The 15,607-nt window shown below is 40.7% G+C and carries 12 protein-coding genes; 4 read left to right on the forward strand and 8 right to left on the reverse strand.

Going from position 1 to position 15,607, the window contains the following annotated elements; all coding sequences use genetic code 11:
• The first annotated feature begins 2 nt into the window (after positions 1-2).
• Together E4O07_RS11275 and E4O07_RS11280 are read left to right on the forward strand one after the other, a co-directional pair.
• Positions 3-812: a DNA repair protein RecO gene (locus tag E4O07_RS11275; protein WP_253685849.1), complete on the forward strand. Its 810-nt coding sequence runs from the start codon at positions 3-5 to the stop codon at positions 810-812.
• Between the two features lie 209 nt (positions 813-1,021).
• Complete coding sequence (locus E4O07_RS11280; protein WP_253685851.1) at positions 1,022-2,731, forward strand: RecQ family ATP-dependent DNA helicase; 1,710 nt, start codon at positions 1,022-1,024, stop codon at positions 2,729-2,731.
• 50 nt (positions 2,732-2,781) lie between these two features.
• On the opposite strand, the gene rbr is transcribed toward E4O07_RS11280, so the two are convergent.
• The 4 genes from rbr to E4O07_RS11300 form a co-directional block, all read right to left on the reverse strand.
• Positions 2,782-3,357 (reverse strand): rubrerythrin, encoded by a 576-nt coding sequence (rbr, locus tag E4O07_RS11285; RefSeq protein ID WP_253685853.1) that lies wholly within the window; start codon positions 3,355-3,357, stop codon positions 2,782-2,784.
• Between the two features lie 69 nt (positions 3,358-3,426).
• On the reverse strand, positions 3,427-5,520 hold the full coding sequence (locus tag E4O07_RS11290) for a CHASE2 domain-containing protein (RefSeq protein WP_253685855.1): 2,094 nt from the start codon (positions 5,518-5,520) through the stop codon (positions 3,427-3,429).
• Positions 5,521-5,531: 11 nt separating this feature from the next.
• Positions 5,532-6,398, reverse strand: a complete 867-nt coding sequence (locus E4O07_RS11295) for a M48 family metalloprotease (RefSeq protein WP_253685882.1) — start codon at positions 6,396-6,398, stop codon at positions 5,532-5,534.
• Positions 6,398-6,874 carry a hypothetical protein gene (locus E4O07_RS11300; RefSeq protein WP_253685884.1) on the reverse strand — a complete coding sequence of 159 codons (477 nt, stop codon included), beginning with the start codon at positions 6,872-6,874 and terminating at the stop codon, positions 6,398-6,400. The genes E4O07_RS11295 and E4O07_RS11300 overlap by 1 nt, the downstream gene beginning before the upstream one ends.
• Before the next feature lie 185 nt (positions 6,875-7,059).
• On the opposite strand from E4O07_RS11300, the gene E4O07_RS11305 reads away from it, so the two are divergent.
• Together E4O07_RS11305 and gltA are read left to right on the forward strand one after the other, a co-directional pair.
• Positions 7,060-7,896 carry a sulfide/dihydroorotate dehydrogenase-like FAD/NAD-binding protein gene (locus tag E4O07_RS11305; RefSeq protein ID WP_253685886.1) on the forward strand — a complete coding sequence of 279 codons (837 nt, stop codon included), beginning with the start codon at positions 7,060-7,062 and terminating at the stop codon, positions 7,894-7,896.
• A 14-nt stretch (positions 7,897-7,910) separates the two neighbouring features.
• Positions 7,911-9,422, forward strand: a complete 1,512-nt coding sequence (gene gltA, locus E4O07_RS11310) for an NADPH-dependent glutamate synthase (RefSeq protein ID WP_253685888.1) — start codon at positions 7,911-7,913, stop codon at positions 9,420-9,422.
• 67 nt (positions 9,423-9,489) lie between these two features.
• On the opposite strand, the gene E4O07_RS11315 is transcribed toward gltA, so the two are convergent.
• From E4O07_RS11315 to E4O07_RS11330, 4 genes are all read right to left on the reverse strand, one after another.
• A complete protein-coding gene (locus E4O07_RS11315) occupies positions 9,490-11,109 on the reverse strand; it encodes an ATP-binding protein (RefSeq protein ID WP_253685890.1) in 1,620 nt (539 codons plus the stop codon).
• A gap of 122 nt (positions 11,110-11,231) precedes the next feature.
• On the reverse strand, positions 11,232-12,989 hold the full coding sequence (locus tag E4O07_RS11320) for a major outer sheath protein Msp (protein WP_253685892.1): 1,758 nt from the start codon (positions 12,987-12,989) through the stop codon (positions 11,232-11,234).
• Positions 12,990-13,231: 242 nt separating this feature from the next.
• A complete protein-coding gene (locus E4O07_RS11325; protein WP_253685894.1) occupies positions 13,232-14,086 on the reverse strand; it encodes an Rpn family recombination-promoting nuclease/putative transposase in 855 nt (284 codons plus the stop codon).
• 406 nt (positions 14,087-14,492) lie between these two features.
• Positions 14,493-15,395, reverse strand: a complete 903-nt coding sequence (locus E4O07_RS11330) for an Rpn family recombination-promoting nuclease/putative transposase (protein WP_253685896.1) — start codon at positions 15,393-15,395, stop codon at positions 14,493-14,495.
• Between the last annotated feature and the right edge of the window lie 212 nt (positions 15,396-15,607).

The raw sequence follows: 15,607 nt of genomic DNA on the forward strand, positions 1-15,607 counted from the left end.
AGATGGCAAACCGCTCTTGGTCTTCCGAAGCCCTTGTTCTTTCGTTAAAGACATTCGGCGAAGGACACAGAAACGCCCTACTCCTCTTACCCGATACGGAACACTCCTGCAAGCTGGTAGATGCGGCCGTCTTCGGCGGGCCTAAGAGCAAACTGCGAAGTATGGTAATTCCCTACCACACCGGAGAAGTTTGGATTTATTCAAACCCAATAAAAAATTCAAACAAGATAAGCGACTTTAAGGTAAGCGACTACCGCATAGGCCTCAGCGATAACCTGACCCGCATTTGGTGTGCAGCCTTTGCTGCCGAATTGGCCGTAAAACTTAAGGGCAACATCGACTGGCAAATCATCAATTCCTTTTTGACGGGGCTTGCAGTTTCTTCCGAAAACGAATGCCGAAAAGCCTTGCTCCGTTTTTTGTGGAGGGTAATTTCTTTATCGGGTCTTGCCCCGGATATGGAACATTGCTGCCGCTGCGGAGTAAGGACTTCGGGTGCAGAATCGAAAACCGATGCTCTCACCACAAATGCGGAAGATTTTTCTTACAGCGTAAAAAACTTCTTTTTCGTTCCGCATGAAGATTCTTGCGTTTGCGAGGTCTGCCTCGATAAACACGAGCCGGCATTTCCCCTTTCAGGCGAAAGCCTTTTATACCTCTTCGCAGTTCAAAATCTTATCCCAAAAATATCGAGAGGATTAAACCTCTCGGAACAAGCCTACGCCGAACTAAAAGATTTTTTATTCTATCTTATAAGGCTCGCAGCAGGTTCAAATTTTAAAACCCTTGAATCCTGTAATTTTCTGTTGTAATCCGGGCTGATTTTAAAACTCATTTTGCAAACACAAACAAAACGCAAAAAAATTACGTTTCAAACGTAAATGAAACGCAAAAAAATACGTTGTATTTGCGTTTGTTATAAAGAAGGCAGCGGTAGAGGCACAAAATATTATTTATAATTTCTTTTTAAAAAATTACTATTTCTTTCATCTATCTCGTACAATAATATTGAGAGGTGAAAATGGAAAATCAAAATTTAAAAGAAACAGAAGAGCTTTACCGATGGGATGATACTCCGGACGATCTTTATTGCCCCTTTGTATGCGAAACCGACAATCCCGAATACAGTTTAGAAAAAACCGAGGATGCCGTTGCGGTTTGTGCAAAAAACGTTTTTGGGATTCCGTCGTTATATCCTTGGCAGAGGCTTGCAATAGCCAATATCTTGGATGCGGTTCATGCAGCCGAAGCCCGCATTGAAGCGGAACAAATTGAGATTGAAAAGAAAAACGGGGAAGTTTCGGATTCGGACAAGGATGCAAAAACAAAATTGCTCCAAAAGATTACCGCAAATACCGAAGAAGAAAAACTTACTGAGCTCTATGATGAGGACGGAATTATGAGAGGAAGGCAAATTATTCTCCTACCGACAGGAGCAGGAAAGTCTTTGTGCTTTCAAGTTCCGGCCCTCTTGTTGGACGGTCCTACCGTAATCATCTATCCTCTTTTAGCCCTTATGAGCGACCAGTTTAGGCGCATGGCGGAGGGAGGACTTGAGCCTGTTATCTTTAAGGGCGGGCAAACTAAAGAAGAAAGAGATGCCCAGCTTGCCCGCATGGAAGGAAGCGGCGGAAAGCCTCCTGCAAAGCTCATAATTGCAAACCCCGAGGTTCTTTCAGCCGGGAATCTAATCGACAGGATTGCGGCCTGCAATGTGGTTCACTTGGCGATAGATGAGGCTCACTGCGTTACCGAATGGGGAGACAGTTTTAGACCGGCCTATCTTGAACTTACAAACATAATCAAAAAGCTTCATCCTTACGCCGTTTCAGCCTTTACCGCAACGGCGAGCCCGCCTGTCTTACAGCGCATTGCCGAGATTCTTTTTGAAGGAAGGGCTCATTTGGTCCGAGGCGAATCGGACAGAACAAATATAATTTATTTTGTAAGGCATTGCAGGGTAAAAAATCCGGCCCTTCTTGAGGAAGTAAAAAAAAGAAAAAGGCCCATGGTTATTTTTTGCTCAAGCCGGAAAGGAACCGAGCAGACGGCTTCTTTTTTGCGTCTTAACTTAAACGACGAAAATATAAGGTTTTATCACGCAGGTCTCGAAAGAGAAGAAAAAGCCGAAACCGAAAAATGGTTCCATGCACATAAAAGCGGCATACTAATATGTACTTGTGCTTGGGGGATGGGAGTCGACAAGAAGGATGTTAAAACCGTAATCCACATGGATCCCTCTCCGACTGCAGAAGCCTATATTCAAGAGGCAGGAAGAGGCGGGCGAGACGGGAGCATAGCCGAGGCTGTTCTTTTATGGTCTCCTGCCGATAAAAAGCGGATAGAGCTTTTGCCCGAAAAACAGCGTCTTAGGGCCGGGGTTCTTAAAGACTTTGCTGAAAGCGGAAAATGCCGAAGAGCAGTTCTATTAAAGGCTCTCGGCGAAACAAGGGCAGAGGCTTCTAACCCCGATGAAGAGGTAATCGCCTGTTCAGGCTGCGATATTTGCAGCAAGACGGCAGTTCAATATCCCGAAGACGAAAGGCTTTTTATAAGGTTCATAAAAGCAAACAAAAGAATTTTTACTCAAAATGAAGCTATCGATTTTTTTTCTTCGAAGAAGGAATTTTGGGAAGCAGGGGATGTAAAGCGTTTAAGTGAAGACTTAATTAAAGAGGGGCTTATCAAAAAGTTGAAAAGCCCCCTTTGGTACGATAAGCTTACCGTTTGATTTAAGGCTTAACTTAGGCCGGCTTTTAACGCCTGCTTTAAAAGCCGAGTTTAAAAACTTTCTTCCAAGCGGGCAAAGTAAGCCTTGGGATAAGCACAGGCAGGGCATTTTTCGGGAGCGTTTTTGCTGACCACGATAAAACCGCAGTTTAAGCACTTCCATGTTGTCGGGCTTTCTTGTACCCACATGGAATTCTCCTCGATCCTTTTGATAAAGGCTTCATACCTTTCTGCATGGTACTTTTCGGCAACAGCGATACTGTCCATAACGGCAGCGATTAGGGGGAAGCCTTCTTCCCTTGCTGTCTTAGCAAACTCAGGATACATGTGCTGCCATTCGTGGTTTTCACCGGCCGCTGCCTGCTTTAGGTTTTCCAAGGTTGTGCCGACTACACCGGCAGGAGCCGTAGCCGAAACGGTAACATCTCCGCCTTCTAAAAAATTAAAGAGGCGCTTTGCATGTTCCCTTTCCTGCTCTGCGGTTTCGATAAAGATTCTTGCAATTTGCACAAAACCTTCTTTTTCGGCTGCGCTTGCCCAAAATGTGTACTTGTTACGAGCCTGAGACTCCCCGATAAAGGCCGAAAGAATATTTTGTTCGGTCTTTGTTCCTTTTAATGATTGCATACTCTTCTCCTATGCTTTAAGTATAAACCTATTTTTAAAATAATAAAAGGGGGCGAGGAAAATTTCGTCTTATTTAGTATCGGCTTTCCAAATACCCCGCCACTCGCCTTCAGGCTTTTGTGAAATAAGGAGTTTACATTTTTCTGCATAGTGTTTTGAAGGAGGATCGGATTCTTCATTTTGAGCAAAAATATTTAAGGCTTCTTTAAAGTTTCCGGCATAGAATTCTTTTAATCCTTTGTCAAAAGAATCAAGCAAGGCTTTTTTTTCGTTATAAGTTTTTTCGTCCATGATTTCATAAACGACTACGGGTTCGGATTTTCCCACAACTGCCGCACGGGCAAGCTCTCTAAATTTTAAACCTGCGCCGCTTTCTTCGGCCTGTTTTTTTGCTGCCTCCGCACACATTGTGTAAGTACCGAATTGCTTGTTTAAGCCTTCCAAGCGGGCTGCCAAGTTTACTGAGTCCCCCAACATCGTATAATCGAAGCGGCTTACCGAGCCCATGTTGCCCACAATGGCAAAGCCCGTATTAAGCCCTATGCGCATTTTAAAGGGCCTTCCTTCAGCCCTCTTTTCAAACTCGGCACGCCTTTCTTCAAGTTTTTTTTGACAAGCCCAAGCCGCTTCTAAGGCAGAACGGGCATGATGCTCCACCCTTGCAGGTGCATTCCAAAAAGCGATAATAGCATCGCCTTCATACTTGTCGATTGTTCCGCCCGAGTCCAAAATAATTTTACTCATGTCCGAAAGATAATCGTTCAAAAGTTCGGTAAGGGCCTCAGGACTTAAACTTTCCGAGATTGAAGTAAAACCTTGCAAGTCCGAAAAAAAGATGGATATTTCTTTACGTTCACCGCCTAATTTTAATTGAGACGGATCGGCAATCAGCTGTTCGATAACGGCAGGACTTAGATATTGCTTAAAGGCATTTTTTAGGTAACGCCTCTGTTTGCCTTCAACGATATAACTAACTGCAAGAGAGCTTACAAAGGACAAAACCATTCCGGCAAGCACAGAGGCTGTAGGAACGGAAATCCCGAAACGGAATAAAAGATAAGAAATAAAAATATAAAAAATAACTAAGCACACAAAACTTGCAGCATTCACCGTTAAAGACACAGCCCTTGATTTTATCTTTTCAGAAAAAATTTCAGGCAAGCCTGAAAGAATAATACAAATTAAAATAATTAAGGCATTAATCAAAAAGCCGGTTTTTACAATCCTATTACCCGAAAGAATATTATCTAAAAGAGTTATGTGAATACCTACCCCGGGATAAGAAGCGGAAATGGGAGTCTGACAAATATCGAAAAGACCGGGAGCATAAAGCCCGAAAAAAACATACATGTCTTCAAAATCTTCAGGATGAAGCTCGCTTTCCCTGCCTGCCCTTATATCGGCTTGAGCCTTTAAAATATCGCCTGCACTATAAGGCAAATAATCATCAATACTTTTTGTAAAGCGGAGATTAAGCTCATCAGGAAGGCCATCATCTTCATTCCCTCCCACAAAATAAGAGGCTATTCCCAAGGTAGGAATCTTATAATCTTTCCATGGATAAAATAGGCGGGCCCTTCTTATCGTTCCATCAGGATCGGGAAGACTATTTACATTTCCTATACGCTTGGCGGATGAGGCAATTTCATCTATGGGGAAGATGGCAGGCGGGAGCTTGATAAAATCGTGTTTACTTAAAGAGGAACCATCAATCGGCTCAGGCTTAGGAGCCGCAACAGGCCATTCTTGAGTGTTTCCTTGAACCACATCAAAAAAAACGGTTTGAATAACTATGCCGCTTTCTCTTGAAGAGTCTGCAAATTTTTTATCATCGGCTTCCCCATAGGAAGAAGGCTCAGTAAAGAGCATATCGAAAGCTACAGACTTCGCTCCTCCGCTTGAAAAAAAATCCGTTATCTCGGCATAAGCTTCACGAGGCCACGGCCACTTCCAGCCTCGTTCGGATGCGGCATAGTTTAAACTTTTTTGATCTACCAAAACCAAAACAATCTCATCGGAAGAAGAAAAATAAGAAGCAGTCTTGTTCATTCTATCATCATAAAAAAAGTGTTCTGCCCGGCTAAAAATTCCTAAATAGGTAAAAAGCATCAATATGACAAAAATCGGAACGGAAATAAAAAACAGCCTTCGTATTTTCTTCATAGACTTTTTCCCTATTTTAGTTTGTTTCTTTTATAGCGCTTGAGTCTCGCGGAACGGTTATAGTTGCCGGCAAGTTTTTTTGCTTCCATTTCTACATATTTTATACGCGAATCGGCTGAAGGGTGAGTTTTGCCGAAACCTCGATGATCGTTCTTTTGTTTCTCGCCCATAATTTTAAGCATTTCGGTCATGGCATTGGGATCATATCCTGCTTTTGCCATTAGCCTGACGGCAAAACGGTCTGCCGCGTATTCCTGAGTTTTAGAATAACCGGAGTTTACCAAGGTTGTTAAGATTTCTTTTGATGCATCTTCTAAGAATTTAATAGCTTCTTTATTTTTTTCTCCAAGAAGCATTGTCCCCGTGCTTTCTATAGCTGCCCCGGTAAGTCTATTTGTTTTAATGGCTCCTATACCATGCTTTAACTGAATGTGACCAAGTTCATGAGCTATAACACCTGCAAGGGCATCCTCGGAATCCGTACAAGCCAACAGACCCTTTGTCACCAGCACATGTCCTCCGGGTGTTGCGAAGGCGTTTATTTCATCCGTATCCAATATCGCAACATGATAGCCGTTATAAGATTCAGGCACATCAGAATTTAGTACCAAAGTCATACAAATCAAGTTCAAATAGTTTTCCAGCTGCTTATTACGGTAAAGTCTATAATTGCTTAAAATGACGGCAGCCACTTCACGGCCTATATAATACTCCTCTTCATTTTGAATAGGCTTTGAGGCTTCAGCGATAGGAGCTGCAGCATCAACAACATTTTTTGTAAAGGCAAGAGGATCATCTAAACTTCCCAATAGGGCACAAGATAGAACAATTACCGAAATAAAAATTATAATTAAAAATAGTCCGAATTTCTTTTTCATTATTCACCATCCTTCAATAAGCCTTCTTTGATAAAAAACTGTAAATCCTTTGGATTCACCTTTATGCTTTCGACAATGCCAACCGCTGCATAATTTTTTTTACCCGAAGACGAAAACTCCGAGCCGGAACCCTCCGTTAGACCTTTTCCTGCAAGAGCCAATTCCTTTGCCTCTGCCGAAGTTCTTTTATCAAAAGAGCCGACTATTTTTTTCTTTGTAAGATTTGCCTTAGGCAGCCAGCCTACAAGGTTCGGATTTGAAACCGGAGAAACTCTCATCCATTTTCCTTTTTCTTCTAAAAGATATACCTGCTCCCCATACCTAACCCGTACAACATTTTTAGCAAAAAAACCTGCATCCGATTTTATCCAGGTTTCTTTTACATTCACGTATAATTTTTTAGAGGATTTTTCGGCCGTCAGTACTCCTAAAACAACAAAAAACATAAACAAACATAATATCTTAGATTTTTTCATAAGTACCCCTTTAGTAAAGATAATATCACAAAAAAAGCCCCTTGTCCAGTTTTTAATTTTTGCCTGTTGCAAGATTTTTTGAATTTTGATATAATTACCCGTTAAGGTTATCATTGATTTGAAGACTTGTCTAACATCTTAAATCATTATTTTTTTATAGATTATAAACCTTAAGGAGTATGATTATGCACAAAATACTTGAGAAACGGCAATATTCGCCTGAGGTTTTTTATTTGCGCGTTGAAGCACCGGAAATTGCAAAAAACAGACATCCGGGACAGTTTGTAATCGTTCAAATAGATACCAATTTCGGAGAAAGAGTCCCCCTCACCATTGCCGATGCAAATGCCGAAGAAGGCTGGATTGCCCTCGTTATTCAGGCTGTAGGAGCTACAACCATCAAGCTTTGCGATAAAAATGTAGGCGATTCTATTGCTGCAATTTTAGGCCCTCTTGGACGTCCCTCGCACATAACAAAGTGCGGAACGGTAGCCTGCGTATGCGGAGGTATAGGTGTTGCCCCAATGTATCCGATCGCAAAAGCTTTTAAAGAAGCAGGAAACAAACTCATAGTTATCATCGGAGCAAGAAACAAGGACCTCATCGTATTTGAAGATGAGATGAAGGCAATCGCTGACGAGCTCATCATTACAACCGATGACGGTTCCTATGGAAGAAAGGCTTTGGTAACCGCTCCCTTAAAAGAAATCTGTGAAAGTCAAACTCCTCCCGATGAGGTTTTTGCTATCGGACCGCCCATAATGATGAAATTCTGTGCCGAAACCACCCGTCCCTTCGGAATAAAAACAACGGTTTCGCTTAACACAATCATGATTGACGGAACAGGAATGTGCGGCGGCTGCCGTGTAACCGTAGACAATCAAATCAAGTTCGTATGTGTTGACGGACCCGAATTCGATGCCCACAAGGTCGACTTCGATAATATGATGATGAGAATGAAGGCCTTCCGCGGACGCGAAGATCAGGATAGGCATAAGTGCAAGTCCGGTATTTTTAATTAAGGAGCGGAACAAATATGGAAAATACAAATCAAACATGTCATAAACACATAACACATGAGGAGCTTTCAGAACAAGCTAAAAAACTCTGGGCAGACTTAAAAGATAAGACTCTAAGCCCCAAAGAAAGAACTCAGATTCCTATTCAGGAAATGCCGGCCCTCGATCCTCATGAAAGAGCCTCGTTAATGAATGAGGTTGCCATGGGCTACACCGATGAACAAGCCCGAATTGAAGCAGAGCGATGTTTAAACTGTAAAAACCGCCCCTGCGTAAAGGGCTGCCCCGTAGGTGTTCCTATTCCGGAATTTATTTCTGAAATTCAAAAAGGCGATTATAAAAAAGCCGTCGATATTATAAAGACAACAAACCTCCTTCCTGCAATATGCGGACGCGTTTGTCCCCAAGAAAAGCAGTGCCAAGCCTTTTGTACAATAGGCAAGATGCTCAAGTCCCCTGAACAGGCTGTAGCAATCGGCCGTCTTGAGCGCTTTGTTGCCGACTGGGAAAGAAACAATAATAAGATTACCGTGCCCGAGGTTGCTCCCGAAACGGGAAAAAAGGTTGCCATTATCGGCTCAGGCCCTGCAGGTCTTACCGTTGCAGCCGATGTACGCCGAGAAGGTCACACAGTAACAGTCTTTGAAGCCTTCCACAAAACAGGAGGCGTTATGGTTTACGGCATTCCCGAATTCCGCTTGCCGAAAGAAATCGTTGCAAAGGAAGTTGAAAACCTCGAAAAAATGGGAGTTGAGTTTAAAACAAACTTCTTGGTAGGAAGAACCGAAACCCTTGAGCAGCTTTTAAAAGAAGACGGATATGATGCCGCCTTTATCGGAACAGGTGCGGGCTTGCCTAAGTTTATGGGAATTGAAGGCGAAAACCTCATAGGTGTTTTTAGTGCAAACGAGTATTTGACGCGTGCCAATCTTATGAAGGCCTATGATGCCAGTCATTCAGATACCCCTCTTTATCAGGCTGAAACTCTGGCCGTAATCGGAGGCGGAAACGTAGCTATGGATGCCGCCAGAATGGGCTACCGTCTCGGCTGTAAAAAAGTTTACTGTATTTACCGCCGAACCCGTGCCGAAATGCCTGCCCGAATCGAAGAAGTAGCCCACGCCGAGGAAGAAGGCGTAGAGTTCTGCTTCCTTCAAAACCCCACAAAAATCATCGGCGATGAAGAAGGAAAGGTTTGTGCAATCGAAGTTTTAGACTATGAGTTGGGCGAACCCGATGAGTCCGGAAGAAGAAAGCCTGTGGCAAAACCCGGCACAGAGCACCAAATAAAGGTAGATGCCGTAATCGTTGCTCTCGGAAACGATTCCAACCCCCTAATGGCTCAAACAAGTCATGGGTTGGAAGTTACCAAAAAAGGCAATATCGTTGTCGATGAAAACCAAAAAACATCGATTGAAGGCGTTTGGGCCGGAGGCGATATCGTTCTCGGTGCCGCTACCGTAATCCTCGCAATGGGTGAAGGCCGAAAAGCCGCCGCTGCAATCAACGATTATTTAAAGACAAAATAAGTTTTTTACTTTAAACCGATAAAAAAGCCGTCCTAAGTTCAAGATTCTTAGGGCGGTTTTTTTGTTATTATAAGCTTTCCGTCTTCCATTCCCCGATAGTCCTTTCTTCTTCATCAAAGCTTGAACCTATCAGGATTATTTTTTTGCCTTCTGCCTTAAATTGTTCGGCATAGCCCTTCTCTTTTATTTGAGCTATTGCTTCTTCTGCCGAGCCTGAACTCATAAGCTTAAACTCAAAGATGTATATAGAATCTTTAGTATGCACTATACAGTCGGCTCTGCCCTTTGCACAGTGGATTTCCGTTTGCACAAATTGCCCCATCAGTTTAAAGATTAAATATACGGCCGTCTGATAGTTTTGCTCCCTCAGCCTTAGCTTATCCTTAGGCAGATTATCGTAAGGTACTCCTGCAATTATCGCCTGCATTCTCTCCATAAACTCATCTACATTTCCCGCCCTTATATCTTCCACAAACTTCCATATGGAAGATGCTGTTTCATCAGGCCGAAGCGAAGAATACGATGGAAATAGATTCTTTAAAAAGCCGTAACGCACCTCGTCATTTGGAAAGCCCAATCGGTAGATATTTGCATCTTCTATGTATTCTTTTATCGTTAAATAGCCCGATTGAAAAAGTATCGGTATCGGATCTTTCGTATCAGCTCTATATTCATTCAGCATCGATTCGTCAAGTTCTACCTTTCCGTCTAAATTCGGAATATTATAATAAGCATCTTTTAGATAATTTACCAAAAAGGTCGGTGTTCCGGTCGCAAACCAATAGTTGCCTAAGTCCTTTGCAGAAAAAGCACTTAAAACACTAAACGGATTATATACACTTACTCCTTCTTTTGTAAATACATATCCGTCATACTTCTTTTTTAATTCCGATAAGATTTGTTCAAAGTTTTTTTTCTTCCTTTCACCTAAAACTTTTATCTCAGGTTCAAAGTTGACTTTTAGCTCTTCATCGGTTATACCGCAAATATCGCTGTACTCTGTTATCATACTTATGTCTTGTAAGTTATTTAAGTCGCTGAATATGCTTACCTTGCTGAACTTTGTCACTCCCGTTAAAAAGGCAAAGCGTATTGCATGGTCGCAAGTTTTTATTACCGAATAAAAGGCCTTGAGGGTGTTGCGGTATTCTTCGTTTAGTGCCTCGTTTACACCCATTGTTTGCAAAAGAGGCTTATCGTACTCGTCTACTAAAATAACTACTTGACGGCCGGTTTTTTCATATAAGGTTGTAACTATAGATTTAAATCTATCTTCAATACTTCCGGATGTTTTTGTGATACCATAAAGTTTTTCCCAGTCATCTAAGTGTAAATTTATAATAGTTAGAAGAGCTTCTTCATTCTTATAATATTTTGTATTAAAGTCCAAATAAAGTACAGGATATTCTATCCAAGCTTCAGTCTTTTCGATTTCGGCTCGTTTTTCTTCGGCCTTTTCGATGTACAGGCCTGTAAATAGTTCTTTTTGACCTAAAAAGTAAGACCTCAAGGTTGAGAGAAAGAGGCTTTTACCGAAGCGGCGCGGACGGCTCAAAAAGTATACACGGTTGGAGTGTGCAAGTTTAAACAAAAAGGGTGTTTTATCGACATAGAGAAATTTATCGTTACGCATTACCTCAAAGCTCTGCACGCCTATAGGTATCTTACGCGAAAAATCAAAATCCATATTAAGCCTCCTTAAAGATGATTATAACATAAAAAGAGGTGATTATTCAATGTTTGGATAATTATTTTAGGACACAAAAAAACCCGCCTTACGACGGGTTTTAAAATTACACTACGTATAGATTAGTAGATAAGCTTGAGGCTTAATACAAAGGTACCGTTGTGCATCTTATGATTTAAAGGAGTCTTAATCATGTATTGATTTGTGAAACCGCCTTCATATGTATCAGCATCAACCTTACCTTGGTTCCAAGCAGCTGTAACTAAAACTTTTTCTATGGGCTGGAATTCTACACCTAACTTATAAGCCATACCTAAATAAAGCTTATCAATTGCTTTGTCAGGATCACTAGCATAAGTATCGCCATGCTGTTTATAATGGTTGGTTTCTGCGTAGAATTCGGCATAAGGCTTTATCCACATTGAGTCAGTAAGGTTATGTTTGTAAGAAACACCTAAATTAAGACCAAGCGGAAGAGAACCATATTTTGTTCTTCGCAAGGCGTTTACAGCCGCTTGTGCTGTCTCTGAAGCCTGAAGATTAGTGTATTCTACCGGGTTGGTTGCAATATAGTTAGCTTCAGTTTGACCGGGGTTAGCTTTTAACCAAGCAGCGAGTGCATCATCATAGATTTTTTTTAGGGAATCATAAGCATTAGCTAAGGCAAAATTGGCCTTTCTCATTGCCTCAGGAATATCCGCACTATTTCGCTTTGCCAAAAGGTCATAAGCATTAATAGTAACATGGAAAGCTAAACCATCAACAAAACCGGTACCTTTCTTTGCTTCTTCATCGGAAACAAATCCGAGGTGAGCCGCCATATTGGCACCATAATCCTTCCATTTTGTAGGATCATTACCGGCAAAATCATAACCTTGATATTTAGTACCTGTTCCGCAAAGATAGAGTCCGGCATCTACCCATTTATAACCTACGCTTAAACCTGCATCCCAACCGAGTGTTTCTTGAAGTTCACCTTTATTGTCCCTATAAGTTACACCTGTAACGCCATCAAAACCTAGTTTAACCGTCATCTCTTCGATGGGTTCCGATTTAAATGCAACACCGAAGTTTACCATACCGGATTTTTTATCTTTTCCGCCTATGTTATCAGGAGAATTACCGGCATTGTAACCATAGTCACCGGGACCTTCCAAGGGAGTTTTATCAGAAAACTTTCCGAGAGTAGCATTTAGAGTTGCCTCTACACCGAGGTACTTCTCAACGGGCTGCATAGAAAAATCCAAACCGAAAGCATATTTACTGTCTTTTTCTCTGCGTTTTCTGTCGTTTCCATCCGAAGCTTTCTGGTGCCAGCTTCCGTTTGATCCGAGTTTAAGACCTACATCAAGTCCCATAAGATCGGCTTTTTTATAACCAATCTTTGTTCCCCAGCCGGTAAAAGCAGGATTGAACCAGCCCTTACCTTGATCACCATCGTCAGCATTTATCGGGTCCCAGCCTAATGCTTTATTGGCTTTGAAATCGGGCTTGCCATAAACGGTCATATAGGCACCATAGAAATGTAAAACAGCCTTTACAGACACTGCTTTTCCACTTTCTGTCCAGCCCGTTGCTACCGGAGTAGCTTTAAAAGAAACATCTGCATAAACATCAGCTTCTTTGCTAGCACTTCCACCTGCAAAATCTTGTCGCTTGAAGAAAGGAAGCCTAACCTGGAAATTGTTAGTGTTATAAAAACCATGGGTAGCAACGGCATGATTGTCAGCACCGCCTTTAGTATAATCGGTTTCAGAACCGGCACCAAAATCAATACCCCAGCTTAAAGTAGCACTACCTCTTACTTCAGGCTCTACCTGGGCAAAAGCAACTCCGCCCACGAGTACCAAAATCATCAAAATTGACAGAATTTTTTTCATAAAAAATTCCTCCTTGTTATTTGTTTGAGTCGATTATACCATAGTCAATTTTTAGTGTCAAGCAAAAAGACAAAAAAGTTACACAAAATACAAAAAAATTATGATTTTTTTATGAAATTTTCATGTTTTTCTATAAATTTTTTCGGTTTTTTACGATTTTTTTTATTTTGCGGCTGTTTTTTAAATAATTTGTATAAACATAACGGAAGCTCGGCGAAAGGAGGTTTCACCTTCCCCTTAAATTATAACTTTTCGATTTCTTCGATAGAAAGGCCGGTTCCTTCAGCTATTTTTTCAATATCTATACCGAGCTTTTTAAATATCGAGGCCGTTTCAAGCTTTGTTTGGTAAGAACCTTCTTCAAGCCCCTGCTGATAGCCTTCACTTATACATGATGCCCTGTCGTTTTCATATTTCATGCGGGAGTCGTATAGCCATTTTTCTTTCGGGCTCATTTCCATTACTATAATTTTATCATTTGCTTTTGCCATTACTTTAGAAGTTTCTGCCAACATTTTTCTTACCTCCCTGTCATCGGTTTCAATAAATTTCAGCCATTTTAATAAACGCTTCGTTTTATTATCTTTACATTGAGATTCTTTTAAGATTTTAGCTTTTTCAAGGTTTAGTATATGAATCTCAAGTTTTGAAACTAAAGGCTCTTTTGTCTCTTGTTCAAGAATAAAATATCGATTGTGCAGACGCTTATTTTTATTAAAGCCTTTCCCTATCAAGTTTATTGTAATACACTTTGGAAGTTTTGTATAGTCTTGACCTTGTTTTACACCTTCATTGTACATCTTAGACCAATAATACAAGGTTCTTTCAGGAAAATCAAAATGCCATCTGTTTTGAATCTCAATATCAATAAAAGTTCCGTCTTTTAATCTTAGTTTTATATCCAAGATACCTAACTTTTCACTTAAAAGCTCCTTATGAAACTCCTTATCCAAGAGTTCCAAGCCGGCGATGGTCTCAGGCGGAATGTCTAAAATGCACTCCAATAAATCTTGCAGGATATCCTTGTTTTCGTCCACTCCGAACACTCTCTTAAAAGCATAGTCGTTGCGGAGGGTAATGTTAAAAAGTTTTTCCACTTTTACCTCTCATAAATTATTTGAAAGAAGAAAATTTTTTTTCCTTTCATAATTATTGTAGAGGTTATTTGAATCTAAGAGTAAAATTTAAAAAAAAGAATTAACATTTTGTTAAATAAGCCGTAGGTTTTTCCCTTCCCCTTAAATTATAACTTTTCGATTTCTTCGATAGAAAGGCCGGTTCCTTCAGCAAAGGCGATTCTGCTTGCTTCTTCTCTTTGTACTGCTATATCCGTATCATAATCATATTCTGCTACTAACATATTTATTACCCCCTCTTTTGAAAATAAACGGGCATCTCCTGTGTCGCTACGTAAAATGAGCTCGACGTATACCCGATACGCCTCCGCTTTATTTTTACTAGCTTCCTTGAATCTGCTCCGCCTATTTTCAAAAAGGCTGATTCTTATAGGGCTTCTACTTCTTCAATATTTAAACCTGTAGCTTTTGCGATAGCTTCTATGGCAAAACCCATTTCTGTTAAGTTTTTTGCCGTTTCAAGGGCTTTTTGGTAAGAACCGTCTGCAAATCCGCGCTCAATGCCTTGTTCGATACCTCGCTCAATACCCTCAGCAAAGGCTATTTCTCTTTCTTCGGCGCGTTGTACGGCTATATCGGTTTCATAATCATATTCAGCTAATAACATGTTTAATACCTCCTTGGTCTTGCGTTTTAAATATTCACGCAAAATATTGTTTTGTATACATTCTTCAACAGCCTTTTCAAAACCGTTTTTCGGATTTATCTCTTTCCATTTCCTTACCGTTTCTACAAATATACTGTATTCTTTCATCGTTTTACAGTTTTCCAATACAGGATGTCTATTGTTCCGGTTTATGTTTATTACCTTAACGGTCAACTCAAGATTAGGCTCTGTTGCTTTTTCGATAAAAGCATCAGATAGTTTCAGTGTTTTATCGGAAGGATAATCTTCTTCTCCATTATAAAATACATAGAATTCAGGTGTTGGAATATATAGGAGTTTACGGCTGTATTTTTCTTTTGATTCAAAGAGGGTTTCATAAAGGCGGCTTACATATTCAAGGCAGCGCAAAGGCATATTAGGATTGATAGTAGACTGATGCTCTGCAAGGACTATGATTTTATTATCTACAAGGTAAGACACATCATTATAAAATGACATATATAAAACCTGATCAAGCCTGACATTTTTCAGCTGTTCCGTATCTTTAAGTGAAGCACCATGCAAGGCGTTATAAAGAGATAAAAAATTTTCTTTTGCTTTTTCATCTTCTGCAAAAAGGTCTACAAAAATCGAATCTTTGTATTTTCTGCTTGAAGTACTCATAACCGTTTCCCTCACCTATTGTATTATATCATAGATTATCAGCTTTTTAAAGTATCCCTTGCTTTTAATCTCAACTAAAGAGCCGTCCTAAAACTCTGGTAATAATGCCGGATTCCAAAGCTATTGCAAGCCGGCGTAGCAATATTGCAAGCCCTTTGGCAGCGCAAGAACAACCGGCACAGCTTCAAGGTCAAAAGGGATGGAAAAAAAAA

This window comes from Treponema sp. OMZ 798, from assembly GCF_024181385.1.
Taxonomy (GTDB): Bacteria; Spirochaetota; Spirochaetia; order Treponematales; family Treponemataceae; genus Treponema_B.

Bases quoted from the DNA above. Each gene is read 5' to 3' on its own strand.
- E4O07_RS11320 (WP_253685892.1), bottom strand. From the start codon at position 12,989: ATGAAAAAAATTCTGTCAATTTTGATGATTTTGGTACTCGTGGGCGGA.
- E4O07_RS11315 (WP_253685890.1), bottom strand. From the start codon at position 11,109: ATGGATTTTGATTTTTCGCGTAAGATACCTATAGGCGTGCAGAGCTTT.
- E4O07_RS11290 (WP_253685855.1), bottom strand. From the start codon at position 5,520: ATGAAGAAAATACGAAGGCTGTTTTTTATTTCCGTTCCGATTTTTGTC.
- E4O07_RS11300 (WP_253685884.1), bottom strand. From the start codon at position 6,874: ATGAAAAAATCTAAGATATTATGTTTGTTTATGTTTTTTGTTGTTTTA.
- E4O07_RS11305 (WP_253685886.1), top strand. From the start codon at position 7,060: ATGCACAAAATACTTGAGAAACGGCAATATTCGCCTGAGGTTTTTTAT.
- E4O07_RS11295 (WP_253685882.1), bottom strand. From the start codon at position 6,398: ATGAAAAAGAAATTCGGACTATTTTTAATTATAATTTTTATTTCGGTA.
- rbr (WP_253685853.1), bottom strand. From the start codon at position 3,357: ATGCAATCATTAAAAGGAACAAAGACCGAACAAAATATTCTTTCGGCC.
- gltA (WP_253685888.1), top strand. From the start codon at position 7,911: ATGGAAAATACAAATCAAACATGTCATAAACACATAACACATGAGGAG.
- E4O07_RS11330 (WP_253685896.1), bottom strand. From the start codon at position 15,395: ATGAGTACTTCAAGCAGAAAATACAAAGATTCGATTTTTGTAGACCTT.
- E4O07_RS11275 (WP_253685849.1), top strand. From the start codon at position 3: ATGGCAAACCGCTCTTGGTCTTCCGAAGCCCTTGTTCTTTCGTTAAAG.
- E4O07_RS11280 (WP_253685851.1), top strand. From the start codon at position 1,022: ATGGAAAATCAAAATTTAAAAGAAACAGAAGAGCTTTACCGATGGGAT.